This is a genomic window from Mycobacterium paraterrae (genome assembly GCF_022430545.2).
Taxonomy (GTDB): domain Bacteria; phylum Actinomycetota; class Actinomycetes; order Mycobacteriales; family Mycobacteriaceae; genus Mycobacterium; species Mycobacterium paraterrae.
In genome coordinates, this window is the sequence record NZ_CP092488.2 from 4,459,688 (window position 1) to 4,479,918 (window position 20,231).

19 protein-coding genes are annotated in these 20,231 nt (G+C 65.1%); 11 read left to right on the forward strand and 8 right to left on the reverse strand.

Features of this window, described 5'->3' with window-relative positions:
* The 4 genes from MKK62_RS21530 to MKK62_RS21545 are packed head-to-tail and all read left to right on the forward strand — an operon-like array spanning position 1 to position 6,686.
* Entirely contained in the window at positions 1 to 2,616 is a 2,616-nt protein-coding gene (locus MKK62_RS21530) for an NAD-dependent epimerase/dehydratase family protein (protein WP_240257939.1), read from the forward strand.
* 19 nt (positions 2,617 to 2,635) lie between these two features.
* Positions 2,636 to 4,141, forward strand: a complete 1,506-nt coding sequence (locus tag MKK62_RS21535; RefSeq protein ID WP_240257938.1) for a carboxylesterase/lipase family protein — start codon at positions 2,636 to 2,638, stop codon at positions 4,139 to 4,141.
* 27 nt (positions 4,142 to 4,168) lie between these two features.
* Complete coding sequence (locus tag MKK62_RS21540) at positions 4,169 to 6,166, forward strand: ecdysteroid 22-kinase family protein (RefSeq protein ID WP_240257937.1); 1,998 nt, start codon at positions 4,169 to 4,171, stop codon at positions 6,164 to 6,166.
* 13 nt (positions 6,167 to 6,179) lie between these two features.
* Positions 6,180 to 6,686 (forward strand): gluconokinase, encoded by a 507-nt coding sequence (locus tag MKK62_RS21545; RefSeq protein WP_240264007.1) that lies wholly within the window; start codon positions 6,180 to 6,182, stop codon positions 6,684 to 6,686.
* A 24-nt stretch (positions 6,687 to 6,710) separates the two neighbouring features.
* Here the strand turns inward: MKK62_RS21545 and MKK62_RS21550 are convergent, their stop codons facing one another.
* The 3 genes from MKK62_RS21550 to MKK62_RS21560 are packed head-to-tail and all read right to left on the reverse strand — an operon-like array spanning position 6,711 to position 9,014.
* Positions 6,711 to 7,838, reverse strand: a complete 1,128-nt coding sequence (locus MKK62_RS21550) for a DoxX family protein (RefSeq protein ID WP_240257936.1) — start codon at positions 7,836 to 7,838, stop codon at positions 6,711 to 6,713.
* Between the two features lie 43 nt (positions 7,839 to 7,881).
* Entirely contained in the window at positions 7,882 to 8,400 is a 519-nt protein-coding gene (locus MKK62_RS21555; protein WP_240257935.1) for a DUF6328 family protein, read from the reverse strand.
* A 32-nt stretch (positions 8,401 to 8,432) separates the two neighbouring features.
* Positions 8,433 to 9,014, reverse strand: coding sequence for a TetR/AcrR family transcriptional regulator (locus tag MKK62_RS21560; protein WP_240257934.1), 582 nt, complete (start codon positions 9,012 to 9,014; stop codon positions 8,433 to 8,435).
* 60 nt (positions 9,015 to 9,074) lie between these two features.
* On the opposite strand from MKK62_RS21560, the gene MKK62_RS21565 reads away from it, so the two are divergent.
* Positions 9,075 to 9,752, forward strand: a complete 678-nt coding sequence (locus MKK62_RS21565; protein ID WP_240257933.1) for a class I SAM-dependent methyltransferase — start codon at positions 9,075 to 9,077, stop codon at positions 9,750 to 9,752.
* Here MKK62_RS21565 and mmpH read toward each other — a convergent pair.
* From mmpH to manT, 3 genes are read right to left on the reverse strand one after another with little or no spacing between them, the layout of a single operon-like run.
* Positions 9,749 to 10,825: an MMP endo-(1,4)-3-O-methyl-alpha-D-mannosidase gene (gene mmpH, locus MKK62_RS21570; RefSeq protein ID WP_240257932.1), complete on the reverse strand. Its 1,077-nt coding sequence runs from the start codon at positions 10,823 to 10,825 to the stop codon at positions 9,749 to 9,751. The two genes, MKK62_RS21565 and mmpH, sit on opposite strands and share 4 nt — an antisense overlap.
* A complete protein-coding gene (locus MKK62_RS21575) occupies positions 10,812 to 11,543 on the reverse strand; it encodes a class I SAM-dependent methyltransferase (RefSeq protein ID WP_240257931.1) in 732 nt (243 codons plus the stop codon). Before MKK62_RS21575 ends, mmpH begins: the two co-directional genes overlap by 14 nt.
* Positions 11,537 to 12,802, reverse strand: coding sequence for an MMP alpha-(1->4)-mannosyltransferase (gene manT / locus MKK62_RS21580; RefSeq protein ID WP_240264006.1), 1,266 nt, complete (start codon positions 12,800 to 12,802; stop codon positions 11,537 to 11,539). The genes MKK62_RS21575 and manT overlap by 7 nt, the downstream gene beginning before the upstream one ends.
* A gap of 212 nt (positions 12,803 to 13,014) precedes the next feature.
* Here manT and MKK62_RS21585 point away from each other — a divergent pair, with 212 nt between their 5' ends.
* The 6 genes from MKK62_RS21585 (at position 13,015) to MKK62_RS21610 (ending at position 18,625) form a co-directional block, all read left to right on the forward strand.
* Positions 13,015 to 13,575 carry an isochorismatase family protein gene (locus MKK62_RS21585; RefSeq protein WP_240257930.1) on the forward strand — a complete coding sequence of 187 codons (561 nt, stop codon included), beginning with the start codon at positions 13,015 to 13,017 and terminating at the stop codon, positions 13,573 to 13,575.
* Positions 13,572 to 14,369 carry a ketosteroid isomerase family protein gene (locus tag MKK62_RS21590; RefSeq protein WP_240257929.1) on the forward strand — a complete coding sequence of 266 codons (798 nt, stop codon included), beginning with the start codon at positions 13,572 to 13,574 and terminating at the stop codon, positions 14,367 to 14,369. The genes MKK62_RS21585 and MKK62_RS21590 overlap by 4 nt, the downstream gene beginning before the upstream one ends.
* 103 nt (positions 14,370 to 14,472) lie before the next feature.
* Positions 14,473 to 15,780: an ABC transporter substrate-binding protein gene (locus MKK62_RS21595; protein ID WP_240264005.1), complete on the forward strand. Its 1,308-nt coding sequence runs from the start codon at positions 14,473 to 14,475 to the stop codon at positions 15,778 to 15,780.
* Positions 15,781 to 15,782: 2 nt separating this feature from the next.
* The gene (locus tag MKK62_RS21600) at positions 15,783 to 16,718 is read left to right on the forward strand and encodes a carbohydrate ABC transporter permease (protein ID WP_240264004.1); all 936 of its coding nucleotides are present in this window, start codon (positions 15,783 to 15,785) and stop codon (positions 16,716 to 16,718) included.
* Positions 16,709 to 17,551, forward strand: a complete 843-nt coding sequence (locus tag MKK62_RS21605) for a carbohydrate ABC transporter permease (protein ID WP_240257928.1) — start codon at positions 16,709 to 16,711, stop codon at positions 17,549 to 17,551. The genes MKK62_RS21600 and MKK62_RS21605 overlap by 10 nt, the downstream gene beginning before the upstream one ends.
* Before the next feature lie 3 nt (positions 17,552 to 17,554).
* Complete coding sequence (locus tag MKK62_RS21610) at positions 17,555 to 18,625, forward strand: ABC transporter ATP-binding protein (RefSeq protein ID WP_240257927.1); 1,071 nt, start codon at positions 17,555 to 17,557, stop codon at positions 18,623 to 18,625.
* Between the two features lie 55 nt (positions 18,626 to 18,680).
* Here the strand turns inward: MKK62_RS21610 and MKK62_RS21615 are convergent, their stop codons facing one another.
* Positions 18,681 to 19,475 carry a sensor domain-containing protein gene (locus tag MKK62_RS21615; protein WP_240257926.1) on the reverse strand — a complete coding sequence of 265 codons (795 nt, stop codon included), beginning with the start codon at positions 19,473 to 19,475 and terminating at the stop codon, positions 18,681 to 18,683.
* 58 nt (positions 19,476 to 19,533) lie between these two features.
* The gene (locus MKK62_RS21620) at positions 19,534 to 20,196 is read right to left on the reverse strand and encodes a sensor domain-containing protein (RefSeq protein ID WP_240257925.1); all 663 of its coding nucleotides are present in this window, start codon (positions 20,194 to 20,196) and stop codon (positions 19,534 to 19,536) included.
* Between the last annotated feature and the right edge of the window lie 35 nt (positions 20,197 to 20,231).

Consider the following 20,231-nt stretch of genomic DNA (forward strand, 5'->3'; position numbering starts at 1 on the left):
ATGAGAATCGCCGTCACCGGGGCCAGCGGATTCGTCGGCCGCGGCGTCGTCCTGCGGCTGCTCAGCGCCGGGCACGACGTCGTCGGCCTATCGCGGCACAAGCCCGAAAGCTGGCCCAGCCAGGCGGGATTCGTTCACGGCGACATCCGCGACGCCGCCGCCGTGCACCGAGCGGTGGCCGGCGCCGAGGTGGTCGTGCATTGCGCGTGGGTCGCCAACCCCGCCACGGTTCACGCTGGCGACCACGAGGTCAACATCGGCGGCACCAGCAATGTGCTCGACGCGGTGGCCCGCTGCGGAAGCCGCCGGCTCGTCTTCGCCTCGTCGGCCCACGTCTACGGTCCGGGGCCGGCCCGTTCTGAAGATGCACCGCTGCAACCGGAGTCGAGGTTTGGCCGCGAGAAGGCACGCGCCGAAGAACTGATTGCGGCGTCCGGCGCGCAATGGGTGGCGATCCGCACCGCGCCGATCGTCGGCCGCGGTATCGACAACTGGGTGCGACGGACCCTGGCGTCGGCGTTGTTCCCCGACGACGCAAGCCGCGTTCTGCAGGTCGTGCACAGCGACGACGCGCATCGCGTCTTCGTCCATGCCGCCGTCGCCCCGGACGTCGACAGCGGGCCGGTCAACCTCGCCGCTCCCGGCGAACTCACCCTGCGCCAGATCGCCCGCGCATTCGGCCGTCCGCTGGCGCCTCGACTCCTTCGCGTGCTGAGCCCGGCAGCCGAGCTCGATCTCCTGCTCGGCACCCCTTCGGTGGACACCGCGATGCTGGACCAGCACTGGAATTACACTCCCGCCTGGACCGGGCACGACTGCCTCCACGACGCCGCCCTGGCAGTGCGGGGCCGGGTGAGCGTCGGACCATGGACGACCTCATTGCCATGGCGCTTGACCCACGTTCAGGACATTCCAGCCATCGACATCCCGGCCGCCGATGGGTCACCGACCGAACTGGCCGGCCCCCCGGGCGACAACGGTGAGTTCGACACTCCGATCGACCCGCGATTCCCGACCTATCTGGCCACCAATTTGTCCGAGGCGCTGCCCGGACCGTTCTCACCGGCATCGGCGTCGGCCACGGTCAAAGGGCTACGCGCATCCGGCGCGATCATCGCCGAACGACTGCGGCCCGGCGGATTGATTCAACGCGAAATGGCAACCCGCACGGTGGGTGTCTTCGCCCACCGGCTCTACGGCGCGATCACCACCGCGCACTACATGGCCGAGGTGGTGCCCTTCGTCAAACCGGAGATGGTCGTCCGGCAAAGCCAGTTCTTCGGCCCGAGCGTGGCCTCGATACCCATTCACGGTGAACGACAGCTACCGCCCGAATCACGCCGCGCCTCCGGGCCGTTGCGCACCATCCGCAATCTGGGTGTCTTCGGGGTCAACCTAGCCGGGCTGATCGTCGGCGCGAACCGTGACACCGCCGACTACACGCGCGACGTCGAATGGTTGGAAGAGGTTGTCACCGGCGATCTTTCACAGCTCTCCGATGCGCGGCTGCAGAGCCTGATCTTGCTCGCCCGCGACCAGGTGATCGACGGTTGGGTGCTCGCGTCGGGCTCGTTCATGGCCTTTGCGGCACTCAGCGTGATCCTGCGCGGCCTGTGCGGACGCGACATGGTGTTGCCGGTCGGCCGGGAGCTTGCCAGCGCGGGCCTGCTGAGTGCGGTATATCGACTGGCCGACACCGCGCGTCGCGACCCCGCCGTCACTCGAATTCTCTCCGGCCCAGGCGATCACCTTGAGCAACTGTCGGCGCAGGCCCCACAGTTTCACCGCGCTCTGCTCGCCGCGGTGGCCGCGTTCGGACACCGGGGCCCCGCCGAGCTGGAGATGCGGTCCTCGAGCTACGCCGACGACCCAGGGCTGTTGCTCCGCATGGTTGCCAAAGCGCTTGACACGCCTCGTCGTTCCGAGCCCCGCCAGCCGTCGGTTCCGCTGCGCGCCCGACCGGTGGCGTCGCTCACGGCCCACCAGGTTCGCGACCGCGAAATCCGCCGCGACCGGGTGGTGCGCGCGAACTGGTTGCTGCGCAACCTGCTTCGCGAACTGGGTCGCAGGCTGGTGGCATCGAAAGTACTCGATGCCGAGGATGACGTGTTCTATCTCTTGGTCGACGAACTCGACGCCCTGCCCGACGATCCCGCTGCCTTGGTGGCGCGGCGCCGGGCCGAGCAGCGCCGGTTGGCGGCGGTCAATCCGCCGGCGGTGTTCAGTGGCGATTGGCAACCCACAGCCGTCGAGTCAGCCGTTCTCGCCGCCGGCCAGGTACTTCAGGGCGCCGGCGTCAGCGGTGGCCGGGCGCGCGGACGCGTCCGTATCGTCAGGCCGGATACCATCGACGACCTCGAGCCGGGAGAGATCCTCGTCGCCGAGGTCACCGACGTCGGCTACACCGCCGCGTTCTCCTATGCGAGCGCGGTCGTCACCGAGCTTGGTGGGCCGATGTCGCACGCCGCAGTCGTGGCCCGTGAATTCGGCATCCCGTGTGTGGTCGACGTGCAGCACGTGACGCGACGGTTGCCGCCGGGTGCGCTGATCGAGGTCGATGGCACAGCCGGAACGATCACGGTCGTCGAGGCCGACCTGCCGAGCGCAGCCACCTGACGTTCGCTAACGTCGGATGATGCACCAACACACCGTCCGCGTGACTACGGCCGCGGGCACTGTCGAGGGCTTCACCCGAGACGGCGTTCACCGTTGGCGATCGATCCCGTACGCCCGTCCACCGTTGGGGGTTTTGCGCTTCCGCGCGCCGCAACCGGCCCAGCCCTGGCGCGGGGTGCGTTATTGCCACGGCTTCACCAAATGCGCACCACAAGAGCGTCGCTACTCCATGCTCGGGGTCGGCAAATATCAGGCCATGGGTGAGGACTGCCTCACTCTCAACGTGGTCGCGCCGGAGGCGGCACCGGCCGAGCCGCTGCCAGTCATGGTGTTCATCCACGGCGGCGGATACATCATGGGCAGTTCGGCGACACCTATTTACGACGGGATAGCGCTGGCCAAGCGCGGTTGTATCTACGTATCGGTCAACTACCGCCTCGGCGCTCTGGGCTGTTTGGACCTGTCGTCGCTGTCGACCGCCGACGTCACCATCGACAGCAATCTTTTCCTGCGCGATCTGATTCTGGCGCTGCGGTGGGTGCAGGACAATATCGCCGCGTTCGGCGGTGACCGATCGAACGTCACGATATTCGGGGAGAGCGCCGGGGCACACGCTGTCGCGGCGTTGCTGACGGCGCCTGATGCCGAAGGCCTCTTTGCACAAGCGATTTCGGAAAGCCCCGCCAGCGGCATGACGCGCTCGACCGAAGTCGCCGCGGAATTCGCCACCCGCTTCGCCACGATCGTCGGCGGGTCTGGCCGCAACGCCGTCGACGCCCTGATGACGGCATCGCCAGCCGAACTGGTGGCGGCCCAGAATCGGTTGATCGACGACGGTGTTCGAGACATGTTGGGAGCGTTTCCCATTGGGCCGGTCTTCGGTGACGACGTGCTGCCCCTCGATCCGGTCGACGCGATGCAACAGGGCAAAGCGCACCGGGTTCCACTCATCGTGGGGACCAACGCCGAGGAAGGTCGACTGTTCACCCGATTCCTGCCGTTGCTGCCGATCAAGGAGCCGATGATCGAGGCGCTGCTGGCCGAGGTCGAACCAGCCGTGCGGACCCGCATCACCGACGCCTACCCCGATTACCCGGGGCGCTCGGCGTGCATTCAGCTGGGCGGCGACTTCGCGTTCGGCTCAGCGGCGTGGGGGATGGCCGAGGCCCACAGCAGGCACGCCCCGACCTACCTCTACCGCTACGACTACGCACCTCGGGTGCTGCGCTGGTCCGGGTTAGGGGCCACGCATGCGACCGAACTGCTTGCCGTGTTCGGTATCTACCGCACCAAGTTCGGGGCGCTGCTCACCGCGCCCGCCGATCGGCGGTCAGCGATGCGCGTGACCCGCGAAGTGCAAAGGCGCTGGCGAACATTCAGCCGTACCGGCAGTCCCGGTGACGACTGGCCGGCCTACACCGACACCGACCGGGCGGTAATGGTGTTCGACCGCAAGTCCCATCTCGAGTTCGATCCGCATCCCGAAAGGCGGCGCGCGTGGGAAGGCTTTTCCCTGGCGCGATGACGGCCGATGTGATTACGTAAACGGGCAATGACTGCACACTGCGACAACGTCGTCGAACGGCCCGCTGACCTCACCGCGACGTGGCTGACGGCAGCCCTCGGCGCGGGGGCCGTCGCCGATTTCACCACTGAGCGCATCGGCACCGGACAGATGAGCGAATGCTATCGGGTCCGGCTCAGCTATGCCGACGACGCAGTGGGCAGACCGGAGTCGGTGGTGCTCAAGGTCGCCGCCACCGATCCGATGAGCCGTCAGACGGGAATGACGCTCGGCCTCTACGAGCGGGAGGTCCGGTTCTACCGCTACATCGCCCCGCGCCTACAGGGACCCATTGCGCCTTGCTACCACACCGGCTTCGACGCGGCATCCGGGATCTTCGACGTGCTGCTGGGCGACGCCATCCCGGCTGTCGTCGGCGACGAAATCCGCGGCGCCACAAGCGCGCAAGCCCACACCGCGGTCACCGAGTTGGCTCGGCTGCAGGGCCCACTGCTGAACGACTCCGCGCTCGCCGACGCCGCCTGGCTCAACCGCGAAGCACCGATCGACCAGGCGTTGATCACCACGTTGTTCGCCGGCTTCGTCGACCGCTACGGCGACCGGATCTTGCCGCAACACCGGGTGGTGTGCGAGCGCCTGGTCGGCGGATTCGACGGCTACCTGGCCGAGGAGGCAGCCGAAGACCGACTCCACGGTCTGGTCCACGGCGATTATCGGCTCGACAACATGCTCTTCGGCGCCGAGGGCGCCGAACGTCCGCTCACCGTGGTCGATTGGCAGACGGTCACGTGGGGCCCCGCCATGACCGATCTGGCGTATTTTCTCGGCTGCGCGCTGCCGGTCGCAGATCGCCGCGAACACTACGATGCTCTGCTTGACGGCTACCACCGCGCGCTCGGGCAGCCCGCACCGATCAGTGTGGCCGATGTTCGTGACGGGGTTCGCCGGCAAAGTTTCTTCGGGGTGATGATGGCAATCGTGTCCTCGATGCTGGTGGAACGCACCGAGCGCGGCGACGAAATGTTCATGACGATGCTGCACCGTCATTGCGAACACGTACTCGACACCGACGCGCTGGCGATTCTGCCCGAGCCGGCCGCTGCGCAGCCACTCTGCCCGGCAGGTTCCGACGAGTCTTCTCACACTCCTACCGATGAGCCGCTGTGGAATGAAAGCTGGTATGCCGACTTCGCCGATGCGGCACAGGGATTGGGCGGCTGGGTGCGGCTTGGTCTGATTCCCAACCAGCAGACGGCCTGGCTGAATGGCCTGCTGTGCGGACCCAACCTGCCTACGGTCGCGCTTGTCGACTTCGAGGTTGCGCTGCCAGCCGATCCGTGGACGGTGCACGCCGGTGCGATCCAGTTCACCCACTCGGTCGTCGACCCCTTGACCACCTATCGCGTCGCGCTGAGCGGTCCTGGCCAGTCCTACGAGGACCCGGCCGCGTTGCTGAGGGGCGAGCAGGGGTCACAGGTCGAGGTGGCGCTCGAGCTCGACTGGACCACTGCCGGCACGCCCTACCAGTACAAGGTCACCACTCGGTACGAAATACCTTGCACTGTAACGGGATACGTAGCTATCGGAAACACACGATATGCCCTCGACGCGGTGCCCGGCCAGCGAGACCACTCATGGGGAGTCCGGGACTGGTGGAGCATGGATTGGCTCTGGAGCGCGCTGCACCTCGACGACGGGACACACCTGCACGCAGTAGACGTCGCGATTGCGGGCCTTCCGCCGATGAGCGTCGGTTACGTCCAGCGTGACGCCGTCGAAGAGCTGGAGAAGATCTCTCGCGTCGAGACATTCGATGCGACCGGCTTGCCGATAGGCGCGACCTTGGCGATCGAGCCCGGTGACATCACCGCCTCGGTCGACATACACGGTCACGCGCCGCTGCGTCTGGTCGCCGAAGACGGCCGGGTCAGCCAATTCCCGCGGGTTTGGGCGACCGTCAGCACGGCCGACGGAAGAACCGGTGTCGGTTGGCTGGAGTGGAACCGTAACCTGTCCGCTCCGTGATGTGACTGCCGAAATGCAGAGTCCCCGAAATCTTTCCGTGGTGGTCATGGGCGTCTCGGGCTCCGGCAAGTCGACCGTCGGCGCCGCATTGGCGCATCGGCTCGACATTCCGTTCGCCGACGCCGACGCGTTCCACCCGGCAGCGAACATCGCAAAGATGGCCGCGGGAGTGCCTCTCGACGATGCCGACCGCGGGCCCTGGCTGGACGCCGTAGGTCAATGGCTGGCTGATCACGACAGCGGCGTCATGAGCTGCTCGGCGCTCAAACGCCGTTACCGCGACCAATTGCGGTCGTACCGAAGTGACCTCGCGTTCCTGCACCTGACGGGTTCACCGGGTGTCATCGGCGCCAGACAGGCCGGGCGCCCCGGTCACTTCATGCCGTCGTCTTTGGTGATGTCGCAATTTGCGGCGCTGGAGCAGCTCGAACCCGACGAACACGGGCTGGCGGTCGACGTCGAATGCGGCGTCGACGCCATCATCGAGGCCTTTTTGACATTCCTCGGCCTCGCGGCATGAGTCGCCCGACCTGAAGTGGCTCGATCAGGCCCAGCGACGCGCTTTGACGCGTCCGCGGTGAGCCAACTCTTCGGTGCGGTCGCGCGCTACCTCGGCCAACTCACTGCCGCGCTCGTAGGCCCGTTCACCGAGTTCACTGCCCCGCTCGCGGGCAATCTCGGCCCATTCGGCGCCGCGGTCACGGGCGGTCTCCGCCCAGTCACTGCCGCGGTCGCGGGCGATGTCTGCCCACTCGCTGCCGCGGTCGAGAGCGATATCGGCCCATTCGCTGCCGCGGTCACGCACCGTTTCGGCCAGCTCGGCACCCCGCTTACGCGCCTTCTTGCGGGCTTTCTTGACGACAGGCTTGCCCTTCTTGGCCGCATCGTGGGCCCACTCGCTGCCGCGGTCGCGCGCCGTTTCGGCCAGGTCGGCCCCGCGTTCGCGCACCGTCTCGGCGAGTTCGGCGCCGCGCTTGGCTGCTTGCTTGCGAGCCTTCTTGACGACGGGCTTGCTCTTTTTCGCCGCTTCGTGCGCGAGTTCCTCACTGCGCTTGCGCGCCGCCTCGACCACCGGCGCGCTGCGCTCGGCCGCCGCGCTGGCAAGTTCCCGGCTGCGCTCGGCGCCGATGTGAAGACCGTGCGCGATCCGCTCGGCGAGTTCGGAGTCCAGCAACGAGTCATCCGACCCGGTCAAGGGCAGCGCCGACGCCACCGCTTCGGAAACTCGTTCTGCGGCTTGCCTTCCACGCCATCCCAGTGACGGTTTGCCGGCCGTGTCCGCCGCGGCAATGATCAGCCCACCCAGCAGGCTCAGGTCGGTGAGCAGGTCACGACGCTTCTGGGCTTTGCGCTCAGGGTCGCTTTCGGTCCAAAAGAGATGCCCACCAAGGCTGCCCGGTATCACGGTGAACGCGAGTGCCGCCGAGGCGACGCGCGGAGCCTTGCCGGTCGCGAGCAACAGCCCACCGGCGATCTGGACAGCCGCGTTGATCCTCGCGGCCGTTTCGGGGTTCGACGGGACCTTGTCTCCATACGGCTCGGGCAGCTGGCGCAGCGCAGCGACGGTCGGCTCGGTCGCTTCGAGCGACACCGCAGGGTTGCGCAGCGTCTCGACGCCTTGACCGATGAATGCTGCGGACAGCAGGGGACGAGCGATTCGACGAATCAACATGGCTGGCGTGTTCCCACGTTCTACGCGACGCAAACTCGGCAGCTCACGAGTCTGGAGGAAGGGCCTCGTGCCGTGCTGCGAGCGGGAACAACACCCAAAAACCGAGCTGACCCGCGACCGCACAGGCTCCGGCGATCGCGCCGGCGATCGGTCCGGCCACGGCTCCGAAGATGATCACCGTAACGCCCGTGAGAGCCGTGCCCATCAGCAACAGTCCCGCGAAGGCGAATCGGTGCGCCGCGGACACCACGAACACAGTTCGGTGCCGCCGGAACAACAATCGGTGCAGCGCAACCGGTGCTTCCAGCAATACCGTGGCGGCGACCGAAGAGCCCACCGTGACGAGATAAATCACCCGCATGGTGGTGTTCAACCCATCGAAGCGAGGCTGAAACGGCAGCGTCAACAGGAAGCCGGTGAGCAGCTGGACGCCCGTCTGCACAACACGAAGCTCTTGCAGCAGGCTCACCCAATTACGGTCCAAGCGTTGGGTTTCGGTCTCACCGCCGCGTTGCGCCGCGTCCCAGGCCTGGTCGCGTTCGGGGTGATTTATGACGTCCATGGGCGTTGATCATGCCAGTCCACGACGCGTTGCTAGGGCTGCTCGGCCAACAGAAGTCGCGCGGATGTCTCCAACCGATCGGCGATCTCGGCGTAGGACGCATATCCCATGCCCGCACGCACCAGCGCGCCGGCGTACAGCAGCTCGAGCGATTCGACCAGCTCAGGATCATTCGCGTCACCTAATGCAGTAACCAGGCGCTGGTGTATCTCACGGCCGATGCGTAGCCGCAGATGCTCGACTTCGGGATCTTGACTGAGTAATGCATTGGTCACCGCGCCGGCTAGCGCGGGTTCGTCCGCGACCAACAGCGCGATCTGGCGCAACACCACGATGACGCGCGCCAGCCGATCCGGTGAACCGGCGGACTCGGCGGGAGTGGACGCCAGCCGCCGCCAAAACACCTCCGCGACGAGGTGCTCTTTCGACGAGAAGTAGGTGTACGCGGTGGCCGCCCCGACGCCGGCTTCCGCTGCGACCATACGAATTGTCAAGCCGGAAAAGCCTTCTCGACTCAACACACACATCGCGGCGTTGCCCAGCCGCTCGACGGTGTCGGCTTGCTTGGCGGTCAGGCGGCGTCTGGTCGATTCCCGAGCTACCGGGTTGGACACGTGTCCGGACACTACTACACCGGTCCGAGTGCAGCAACCGGATGCGTTACCGTGCAGGAGATGACAACCTTCCCAAAGCACGCCGCAGACGACGATCTGACCAGCCGGTTGTTCGCGCTTGCCGACCGAGTGACCGGCTTCATGCCTGCTGACGAGGGGCAAGCCTTACACGATGCGGCCATGAGCTACCTCGACCACGGCATCGGCGTCGAAATCGGGACCTATTGCGGCAAGTCGACGGTTTTGCTGGGCGCGGCCGCACGGGTGCGCGACAGCGTGCTGTACACCGTCGACCATCACCACGGCTCGGAGGAACACCAGCCCGGATGGGAGTATCACGACACCTCGCTGGTAGACCCGGTGACCGGACGCTTCGACACGTTGCCGACGTTGCGGCACACGCTTGACGAAGCGGGGCTGGACGACAACGTGGTGGCCGTCGTCGGTAAATCGCCCGTGGTGGCGCGGGGTTGGCGCACGCCGCTGCAGCTGCTGTTCATCGATGGTGGTCACAGCGAGGAGGCGGCCCGCGAGGACTACGACGGCTGGGCCAAGTGGGTGGGTGCCGGCGGCGCACTGATCATCCACGACGTGTTTCCCGATCCCCGCGACGGCGGCCGGCCGCCGTACGAGATCTATTGCCGCGCAGTGGAAAGCGGCGCATTCACCGAGAAAGTGGCAATTGGGTCGATGCGAGTGCTGGAGCGCACCGCAGGGGACGCCGGGGCCGCGGTCTAACGATCCGACGGGCTGGCAGCGCACTCGCAGTCATAGTCGCCCTCGAGGCCGCGCGGCAGGTCGGTGCCGCGGAAAATGCCGCTGCCCGGGGTGGTCGACGACAGTGCGTCGGCCGCCAGAATCACCGCCGCACCGGTCCAGGTAGTGCGCTCGACGGGCCACCGCTTCCCGTCGCTGAACACCAGGCCGGTCCAGTAAGAACCGTCCTTCTCGCGAAGATGTTGCATCGCGGCGAACTGGGTCAGGGCTGCTTTCCGGTCACCCATGGCGTCGAGGGCCAGCACCAATTCGCACGTCTCCGCTCCGGTCACCCAAGGCCGGTCGTCCACGCACCTGATGCCCAGGCCGTCGACGACGAAATCGTCCCACCGATCGGCGATCCGGGCCGTCGCCGCAGGACCCCGCAGCGCACCGCCCAGGATGGGGTAGTACCAGTCCATCGAATGATGCGGCTTTTCGGTGAACGCCGAAGGATGGACCGCGATCGCATGTCCCAAACGGCCCAGCGCGACCTCCCACTCGGGTTGCGGCTCGTCCACCACGTTGGCCAATGCCAGCGCACACCGGATGCTGTGGAAGATGCTGGCACAGCCCGTCAACAGGGCCTCGGTCAGTGGTCCCGAACTACTGCGGGCCCAACAAATTTCGCCACCCTCGAGTTGTAGGTCCAACACGAAGTCGATGGCGGCGCGTACGGTCGGCCACATCGCGCAAGCAAACGTCCGGTCGCCGGTGACCAACACGTGATGCCAGACGCCGACCGCGACGTACGCGCAGAAATTGCTGTCGCTGTTGGCGTCCTCGATCACGCCCGCGCGCAACTGAATCGGCCACGAGCCGTCCGCACGTTGCTGGTTGCGGCACCAGTCGAAGGCACGCCGGGCTGGTTTCAGCAGACCCGCTGCCGTGAGGGCCATCGCACATTCCACGTGGTCCCACGGGTCGGTGTGGCCCCCGTCGGACCAGGGAATCTCGCCAGACGAATACTGCAGCGCGGCAATGGATTCAGCCGTCTGCCGGGACTGCTCGGGGGACAGGACGCCGACGACGCCCGGAGCTTCAGACCAGCTCAACGGCGGGTACCGGTTTCTCGAAGTACAACGCGACGCTTTTACCGATCAACGGGTTGAGGGTCGATTCGGCGAGCCGGGTCAGCAGCGGTCGCCGCATCATGTCCCAGACCAGCAATTTGTGGTAGGCCGCGACAGCCGGATGATCCGGTTTCTCGACGCCCACCGCACATTTCAGCCACCAGAACGGTGCGTGCAACGCGTGCGAGTGGTGGGTGTGGGTGAACGTCATGCCACGGCCGGTGATCTTGCTTCGCAGCTGATCCGCTCGGTAGATCCGGATGTGTCCACCCTCGTTGGCGTGGTATTCGTCGGACAGCAGCCAGCAGACCCGTTCGGGTAGCCACCTGGGCACTGTGACCGCCAGCTTTCCGCCGACTTTGAGTACCCGAATCAATTCGGCGATCACAGCGTCGTCGGCCGGAATGTGTTCGAGGATCTCGGATGCAATAACGCAATCGAAGGTCTGGTCAGGGTAGGGCAGCGCCCGCGCATCCCCGACGACGGTTGCCGCGTGAGCAGATGACGGCACCTCTCCGGCGTCGGCCATACCGCGAAACATCGTGTCGACGTCGGCGAGTTCCGCGGCGTTCTGGTCGAAAGCTACGACCTGCGCGCCACGCCGATACGCCTCGAAGCTGTGCCGACCGGCGCCGCAGCCTACGTCGATCACGGTGTTGCCGGGACCGATCCCAAGTCGGTCGAAATCGACTGTCAGCACCGTTCGCCCACCGTGGTGCCGTCGACCGGGGAACTGCGCGCGATGGCCTTCTCATAGACCCGCACGGTCTGGGCGGCCACCGATTCCCAGCTGAACACCTCGACCGCGCGGCGCCGACCGGCCAAGCCCAACCGCTTCAGCTGTTCGGGAGAGTCCAGCAGCTCACCGACGACTCGGGTGAGGGCCTCGACGTCGCCGGGCGGAACGAGCCGGGCGCAGACGCCATCGGTGCCCAGCACTTCCGGCAGCGCGCCGGCGCGACTGGCCACGATCGGTGTCCCACTGGCCATTGCTTCCACCGCCGGGAGTGAAAAGCCTTCGTAAAGCGAGGGGATGCAAGCAATCTCGGCCGAAGCGAACAGACGCGCCAATTCGGCGTCGGACAGCCCGCTGGAGATGTGCACGATATCGGAGATGCCGAGCTCGGCGATCAGCTTCTCGGTCGGACCGTTCGGTTCGAGCCTGGCGACCAGCTGCAGCTCCAAGTCGTAGTGGTGACGCAACTTGGCAATCGCCTGCAACAAGTGGCCGACACCTTTGAGGGGCACGTCCGCGCTGGCAATCGCCATGATCCGGCCGGCAACCCGCGGCGTCGCCGACGGCGCGAAGACATCGGTCTCGACGCCCAGGGGCACCACATGCAGTTGATCCGGGTCGACACCGAAGTCGGTGGTGATATCGGTCGCCGACGACGACGAGACGGTCAGCAATTCAGGGATGCGGCGAGCCACCCGCTCTTGCATGGCCAGGAAGCCGTACCACCGGCGCACCGACGGCTTACGCCACCAACGTGCCGCGGCCAGGTCCACTACTCGGTCACGGGTGATCGGATGGTGCACGGTCGCGACCACGGGAAGCCCGGCGGCGGCGATCTTCAGCAATCCCACGCCCAAGCTCTGGTTGTCATGCACGACGTCGAAGTCATCCAGCCGATCGGCCAGCAGGCGCGCGGCCCGCAGGCTGAACGTGCGCGGCTCGGGGAAGCCGGCAGTCCACACCCCGGCCAGCTCGAGGACGTCGATTCGATCCCGGATCTCCCGCGGGTGGGGAATGCGGAAAGGGTCCGGCTCGCGATACATATCCAGGCTCGGTACCTCGGTCAGCACTACTCGCGGGTCGAGTTCCTCGGGGTAGGGCTGGCCGGAGAACACCTCGACGTGGTGGCCTAGGTCAACCAGGCTCCGGCTCAGATGGCGGACGTAGACTCCCTGACCACCGCAGTGCGGCTTGCTGCGATACGACAGCAACGCAATCCGCATATTCACGCCCGATCCGGTGTGAAGGTGCCGAGAATGAGCACGATGAGAGGTTCGGGCGAGGCGTCAACGAGCTTTCTGGACACGTGTCTGGACTATAGTTTGACGAACTACCTGACGCAACGCGCAGCTAGCGGCGTTAACCTTGCCGATCCTACCCAGCCGAATCTTCGCGACCATCAGGGCTCCGGCGTTGCCGGCGATAACGTGGTCTCATGCGCGCGCTGATCGTCGTCGACGTTCAGAAAGATTTTTGCGAAGGCGGTTCGTTGGCAGTCGCCGGCGGGGCGGCGCTGGCGGGCGCGATCGACAGATACCTGGCCGGCAGTCCGGACTACGGGCATGTCGTCGCGACGCAAGACTTCCACATCGATCCCGGCAACCACTTTTCCGATCATCCAGATTATGTGTCGTCGTGGCCGCCGCACTGTCGCGCGGGAACGGTTGGCGCGCAATTTCACGCCGATCTCGATCCCGGCCGGTTTGAGGCAATCTTTCGAAAAGGGGAATACGACGCCGGATATAGCGGATTCACCGGGCACGACGAGCACGGAAAGCCGTTGGCCGACTGGCTTCAAGAGCACGGCGTCGAGCAGGTCGACGTGGTCGGCATCGCCACCGAACACTGCGTACGCCAGACCGCCGAAGACGCTGCGGCACAAGGCTGGCCGACGCGAGTGCTGGTCGATTTAACCGCCGGGGTGGGGGAGCAGTCCACGTCCGCGGCTCTCGAGCAGCTGCGCAACGCGGGAGTCGAGATCGTGCAAGGCCGATGACGAGCGCGTCTGCGTCGGAGTTACTCGCCGCGGTTGAGCGGTCGCCGCGGGCCGCCGCGGCTCATGACCGTCAGGCGTGGGTGCGACTTTTCGCTCACGACGGCGCTGTCGAGGACCCGGTGGGTTCGCGGCCCCACACTGGACCCACAGAGATCGGCCGGTTCTATGACACCTTCATCGGGCCCCGCGACATCGTCTTTCATCGCGACCTGGACGTCGCACGAGGCACTTCGGTGATCCGCGACCTCACACTCGAAGTGGCGATGGGTCCGGCGGTCACCATGATGATTCCCGCCGTCCTGCGTTACGACCTGCGTCAGGTCGACGACGAGTGGAAGATCGCGACATTGCGTGCCTACTGGGAGCTGCCGGCGATGATGCGGCAGTTCCTTCAGAACGGGCTCGCTGCTCTGCCCGTTGGTGTCCAGCTGTCCCGGGGTTTGATCCGCAACCAACGGCTGCGCGGCACCGCCGGATTTGTGACCGGCTTTCGTCGCGCGGGGGCACGGCAGAAAACAGTGGTCGACACATTCGTGAACGCGGTGGGACGCGGTGACACATTCGGTGCACTCAAGGCATTGTCGGCTGATGCGACAATCACTTTCGGTGACGACGAGGCCGCCGATCTCGCTGAGCTCACCGCGCGATGTCCCGGAGCGTTGACGACTAAGCTGATCGCCGCGGGGCGGGCTGTCGCCGCATCGGTCGTTTCGACGTCACACCGCGGAGTGTTGTTCGCCGAGGCTGCTCGGCGGGACAGCGGTATCGCGCGGGTCCGCTATTTCCCGCAGTGATGCGGCGCACCCAGCAATGCCACAGCCGAGTCGGCTACGAAGAAACCACGTATCCATCACTGGGAGACACACCACGGACACCAGCCTCGGCCGTGATCGACTCATCGATCGGCGGACCTTGTTACGCGGCGCCGGCGCGCTCGGGGCAGCGACGGTTACGTTGCTACCCACCGGATGCGCTTCGGGCGACGACGACACGTTGACCTTCTTCTTCGCGGCCAACCCCGAAGAAGCCGATGCCCGGCTGCGCGTGGTCGACGCCTTCCGGCGCAGGCATCCCGACATCAAAGTGCGAACGCTGTTGTCGGGTTCCGACGCCCTGCAGCACGTGTCGATCTACTGTGCGGGTGGCAAATGCCCGGACGTGCTGATGGCCTGGGAATTCACTTATTCGGCGCTAGCCGAACGGGGAGTGCTGCTCGACCTCAACACCATGCTCGCAGACGACAAAGCCTTCGCCACCGAACTCCGAGCGGACAGTGTGCCGTCGATGTATGAGACCTTCAGTTACAACGGAGGGCAGTACGCGTTTCCCGAGCAGTGGTCGGGGACCTTCCTGTACTACAACAAGAAGCTGTTTGCCGAGGCCGGGGTGCGTCCACCGCCTGGACGGTGGAACGAGCCTTGGAGTTTCGACGAATTCCTCGACGCGGCGCAGACCCTCACCAAGCGCGACCGCTCGGGTCGCGTTCGCCAGTGGGGATTTGTCGACACCTGGGCGCCTTACTACTCCGCCTTGCTTTTCGGGATGAACAACGGTGTCCCATGGTCGAATCCGCGGATGAACCCGACGCACCTCAACTTCGACCACGCCGCATTCATCGAGGGCATTCAGTTCTATGCGGACCTGAACATCAAGCACCGAGTTGCACCTACCGCGTCGGAGTCGCAATCGATGTCTCAGACGGACCTTTTCACCTCCGGTCATGCCGCAATGGCGCTCGGCGGCCACTGGAGGTACCAGACGCTCGAGCGGGCGAAAGACCTTGACTTCGACATCGGGATCCTGCCCACCGGTCCGAAAGGCCATGCCGCCCGCTCGAATATCGGCACCACCGGGTTGGCCATCGCTGCCACCAGCCCGCGTAAAAAACAGGCCTGGGAATTCGTGAAGTTCGCCACCGGCCCAGTGGGCCAGTCGGTGATCGGCGACACCGGCCTCTTCGTGCCGGCGTTACGGTCCGCGGTGCGATCGCCCGGCTTTGCCAAGGCGCACAACAGGATCAGCAACATCGCGGTGCTGACCGGCGGCCCGGCCCATGCCGAGGGCTTACCTATCACCCCGGTGTGGCCCAAGATCGTGGCCTTGATGGACCGCGATCTCGGCCCGGTGCTGCGTGGCACGCGGCCTGCAACGGCGCTGACCGGTGGCTTGACGCCAAAGATCGACGAGGTTCTCCGGGCGCCGTGACAATGACCACCGCAACCCCGACCGACGCGCCCCGCAGGCGGGGATCATCTCAGCGCCGCGCGCGATTCGGCCGACTCTTCGTCGCGCCGAACCTGGCCGCGGTCGCGGTGTTCATGATTTTCCCACTCGGGTTCTCGTTGTATATGAGCTTTCACAACTGGGACATGTTCGGCGCGCCCACGTTCGTCGGCCTGGCCAACTACCGCAGCCTCTTCGCCAAAGACCCACTGTTAGTTATCGCACTGAGCAACACGGTGATCTACACCGTCGGCACCGTCGTCCCCACAGTGCTCATCAGCCTCGGCGTAGCCGGAATTCTGAATCGAAAAATTAGAGGCATCGGTATATTCCGGACATTGATCTTCTTGCCGCTGGCGGTGTCGTCGGTGGTGATGGCCGTCGTATGGCAATTTGTGTTCAACACCAACAACGGTCTGCTCAACATCGTCCTTGGCTGGATTGGTGTCGGACCAGTTCCGTGGCTGGTCGACCCGAAGTACGCAATGGCCGCGTTGTGCATCGTGAGCGTGTGGCGCAGTGTGCCTTTCGCGACTGTCATCCTGTTGGCCGCCATGCAGGGCGTGCCGGAAAACTTATACGAGGCAGCACGACTCGACGGTGCAGGCGAGTTACGTCAGTTCGTGTCCATCACGGTGCCGCTGGTCCGCAGCGCCATCTCGTTCGTGGTCGTCATCTCGATCATCCACGCCTTCCAGGCATTCGACCTGGTCTACGTTCTCACCGGACGCAACGGGGGGCCCGAGACGGCGACCTACGTCCTCGGGATCATGCTGTTCCAGCACGCCTTCGCCTTCTTGGAGTTCGGTTACGCGTCGGCTCTGGCGTGGGTGATGTTCGCCATCTTGCTGGTACTTACCGTGGTGCAGTTGCGGTTGGGTCGCCGTCGAGCCGCGCAGGAGGAGCGATCGTGGGCCTGACCGAGCGGGTGCTCAGACCAGCCGTCTTTCGCGCAGTCGTGGTGTACGCCGTATTGACAGCGATTGCGGCCTGTGCGCTGTTCCCGATCCTCTGGGCGATCTCGGGGTCGCTGAAGACGGCCGGCGAGGTGACAATGCCGACGCTGTTTCCGGCACATCCGCAGTGGTCCAACTATCGAGAAGTATTCGCGGTCATGCCGTTCTGGCGGATGTTCGCCAACTCCGTCGGCTACGCCGCCTGCGTCAGCGCCGGGCAGGTATTCTTCTGCTCCCTGGCCGGATATGCGTTCGCACGCTTGCGCTTTCGGGGCCGGGAGACGTTATTCGTTTTATATCTCGGAACGCTCATGGTTCCTCTCACCGTCACGGTGATACCGCAGTTCATCTTGATGCGTGTCGCCGGGCTGACCGACACACCGTGGGCCATGATCGTTCCGGGATTGTTCGGCAGCGCATTCGGCACCTACCTCATGCGCCAGTTCTTCCGCACCCTGCCCGACGAACTGGAAGAAGCTGCGATTCTCGATGGCTGCTCGCCGTGGCAGATCTACTGGCGCATCCTGCTTCCGCACGCCCAGCCGGCGGTGATGGTGCTGGCGGTGCTCACATGGGTCAACGTCTGGAACGACTTCCTCTGGCCGTTGTTGATGATTCAGCGCAACAGCATCGCAACCCTCACCCTGGGGCTGGTTCGTATGCAAGGCGAATACTCCGCCAGATGGCCCATCCTGATGGCCGCCTCGGTGCTGATCCTATTGCCGCTGCTGTTGGTCTACGCGCTTGCACAACGGGCATTCATACGCGGTATCGCGGTGACCGGGCTGGGCGGATAATCAATGGCCTCGGTCAGATTCGAGCAAGCAACCCGGCGCTTTGCCGGGGCGGACCGCCCGGCGGTCGACTGTTTGGACCTCGATGTCGACGACGGGGAGTTCGTCGTGCTGGTCGGACCGTCTGGATGCGGCAAGACCACGTCGCTGCGCATGATCGCCGGGCTCGAGTCGGTCGACTCCGGACGCATCGTGATCGGCGACCGCGACGTCACCCACGATGACCCGAAAGACCGCGACGTAGCGATGGTCTTCCAGAACTACGCGCTATACCCCCATATGACCGTCGCGCAGAACATGGGCTTCGCACTCAAGATCGCGGGCGTTCCGAAAACCCAGATTCGCGAGCGAGTTCACGAGGCGGCGCGAATGCTTGACCTCGAGCCGTACTTGGATCGCAAACCCAAGGACCTGTCCGGTGGACAGCGTCAGCGGGTTGCGATGGGACGCGCCATCGTTCGCCGCCCTCAGGTCTTCTTGATGGACGAACCGCTGTCCAACCTGGACGCGAAGCTTCGTGTGCAAACCCGCAACCAGATCGCCGGCCTGCAACGCCGGCTCGGCACCACGACCATCTACGTCACCCACGACCAGGTCGAGGCGATGACCATGGGTGACCGTGTCGCGGTATTGCGCGACGGCGTCCTGCAGCAGTGCGCACATCCCCGCGAGCTGTACCGTAATCCCATCAACATGTTCGTTGCGGAGTTCATCGGCTCACCGGCGATGAACCTGGTTGCGGTTCCCGTCGTCGACGACCATGTCACGCTGGGAGACTGGTCGACTCCGTTGCCGCGCGAAATCGCTTCTCAAACACACGAACTCGTGCTGGGCTTTCGTCCCGAGCACTTGGACATCGGCACCGACGGCATCGAGATGCAGATCGACGTGGTCGAGGAGCTCGGCGCCGACGCCTATCTTTACGGGCGAATAGCCATGGGCGGCAACGCGTTCACCCAGCCTATCGTTGCGCGGGCCGACGGTCGGTACCCGCCGTCCCGTGGGTCTCTGGTGCGCGTGCGTCCGCAGCCGGGACATCTACACTTCTTCGACATCGACGGAGGCCGGTTGCTCTGAGGCATTAATCGGGGCCGGTCGTTTCACGATCCGGCCCCGATTTCCTGCCACGGGACTATGCGGGAATGGCGTCGCCGAGGCGCTCCAGGATGGTGGGTACGGCGGCACCAGCATCGCCGCGCTGGCACACCCTGGCCGCGTATATGACGTTGTTTTTCACCCGCGCGCCGTGCGCACATCCCCAGCCATCTGGGTTGTTGTTGGCCAATTCGATGTTGTGCCAGTTCGCGCTGGCCGGGTCACCGGGCTGAACCTGGAACTGCCAGGCCGTTCCCGCGCTGTCGGTGGGTCTGTGCACGATGACGTTGTTGCACTGCTCAACCGTCTTGAACGCGTTCTGGAACGCTGCCGTCGCGGCCGCGGCGTCAGCGTAGGAGGCAATCTCCTGCTCGACTACGTGGGTGTAGTTGTCTTTGCTTTCTTGCTGCCGCAGCGCCCGGAAAGTGGTGAACTCGCCGCCGACGGCGGAGGTGTTGAGCCCGAACAGCACCGCGCAACCCGACTGGTTGCCTAGGGCGTACGGCTGCAGCGGAGTCTTGAACTTCTGTTCGTAATTCAAAGTGCTGCCGATGATTCCGCCGGTCTCGTCCAGCGGGAGCAGCAGAGAATCGACCTTGCCAGGGGTGACCATCCGCGGCGGCGGTGGCGTGCCCGGGGCGGCCGACGGCGGGGCGGAGGCCGGGGCAGTCGGATCGCCCGCTGCGGCCTGCTGCGACGTCGCCGTCGGCGCCGGCTTGTTCACCGAGGGACGAACGGTGTCTTCGTCGTTTTTGGTGGTGTCGTGCGAACACCCGACAGCGGCCAGCACCGTGAGGCTCGCGCAGGCGGAGAGTAGTTTTACCCGCTTCATTGAGTGTGCCCTTTCATTGAAGTCAATTCCGAGATTTGTTGGTTGGCTTCTTCTCAACTCAGGACGGGAGACCGCCGAGCATTTGGTCCATCATCTGGCTGACCGCCGGCCCGGCGTTTCCCATCTGGCACACCTGCGCTTTCAGGATGGAGTTCTCAGCGCTGTGCATATCCACATAGCAGTTCCAGCCGACGGGATCGCCTTGGTAGAGCTGGCCCTGGTGCCACTTGGCGTCGCTGGTGGTGATCTTGGGCGCCGAGAGCTGCCAGGACGGTTTGCTGTCGATATCGGTGACCTGGACGACGGAGCTACAGCCGGCGGTCGCTTCGATGCCCTTGGTGAAAACGGTTTGCGCCGTTTGCGCGTCGGGGTAGGTGGCGACCGTCTGAATCACGATGTAGTCGGGCGAATCCTTGTCGTCCTTGAACACCGTGATGCGGAACAAATTCAAATCAGATCCATAGAATTTGGTGCCTGGATCGAGTAGCGGGGAGCATTCTTGATGCTGGTCGAGTCGCATTTCCGGCAACGGCCGCTTGCCCTTGAGTTGTACCGGCAGATTAGTGCCGAGAATGTCGCCGACGGTATCCGCCGTCAAAAGCACGGAGTCGATGTTTGAGCCCGTGACACGACTCGATGACGAATCGGCACTGGCGAGTGTTGTTGCCGACGTCATCGCCACCAGCCCGGCACAGCCAAGCGTTAAAAGTCCACGTTTCATCGAGATTCTTGCCTCCTATGATCCCAACCCTCAAC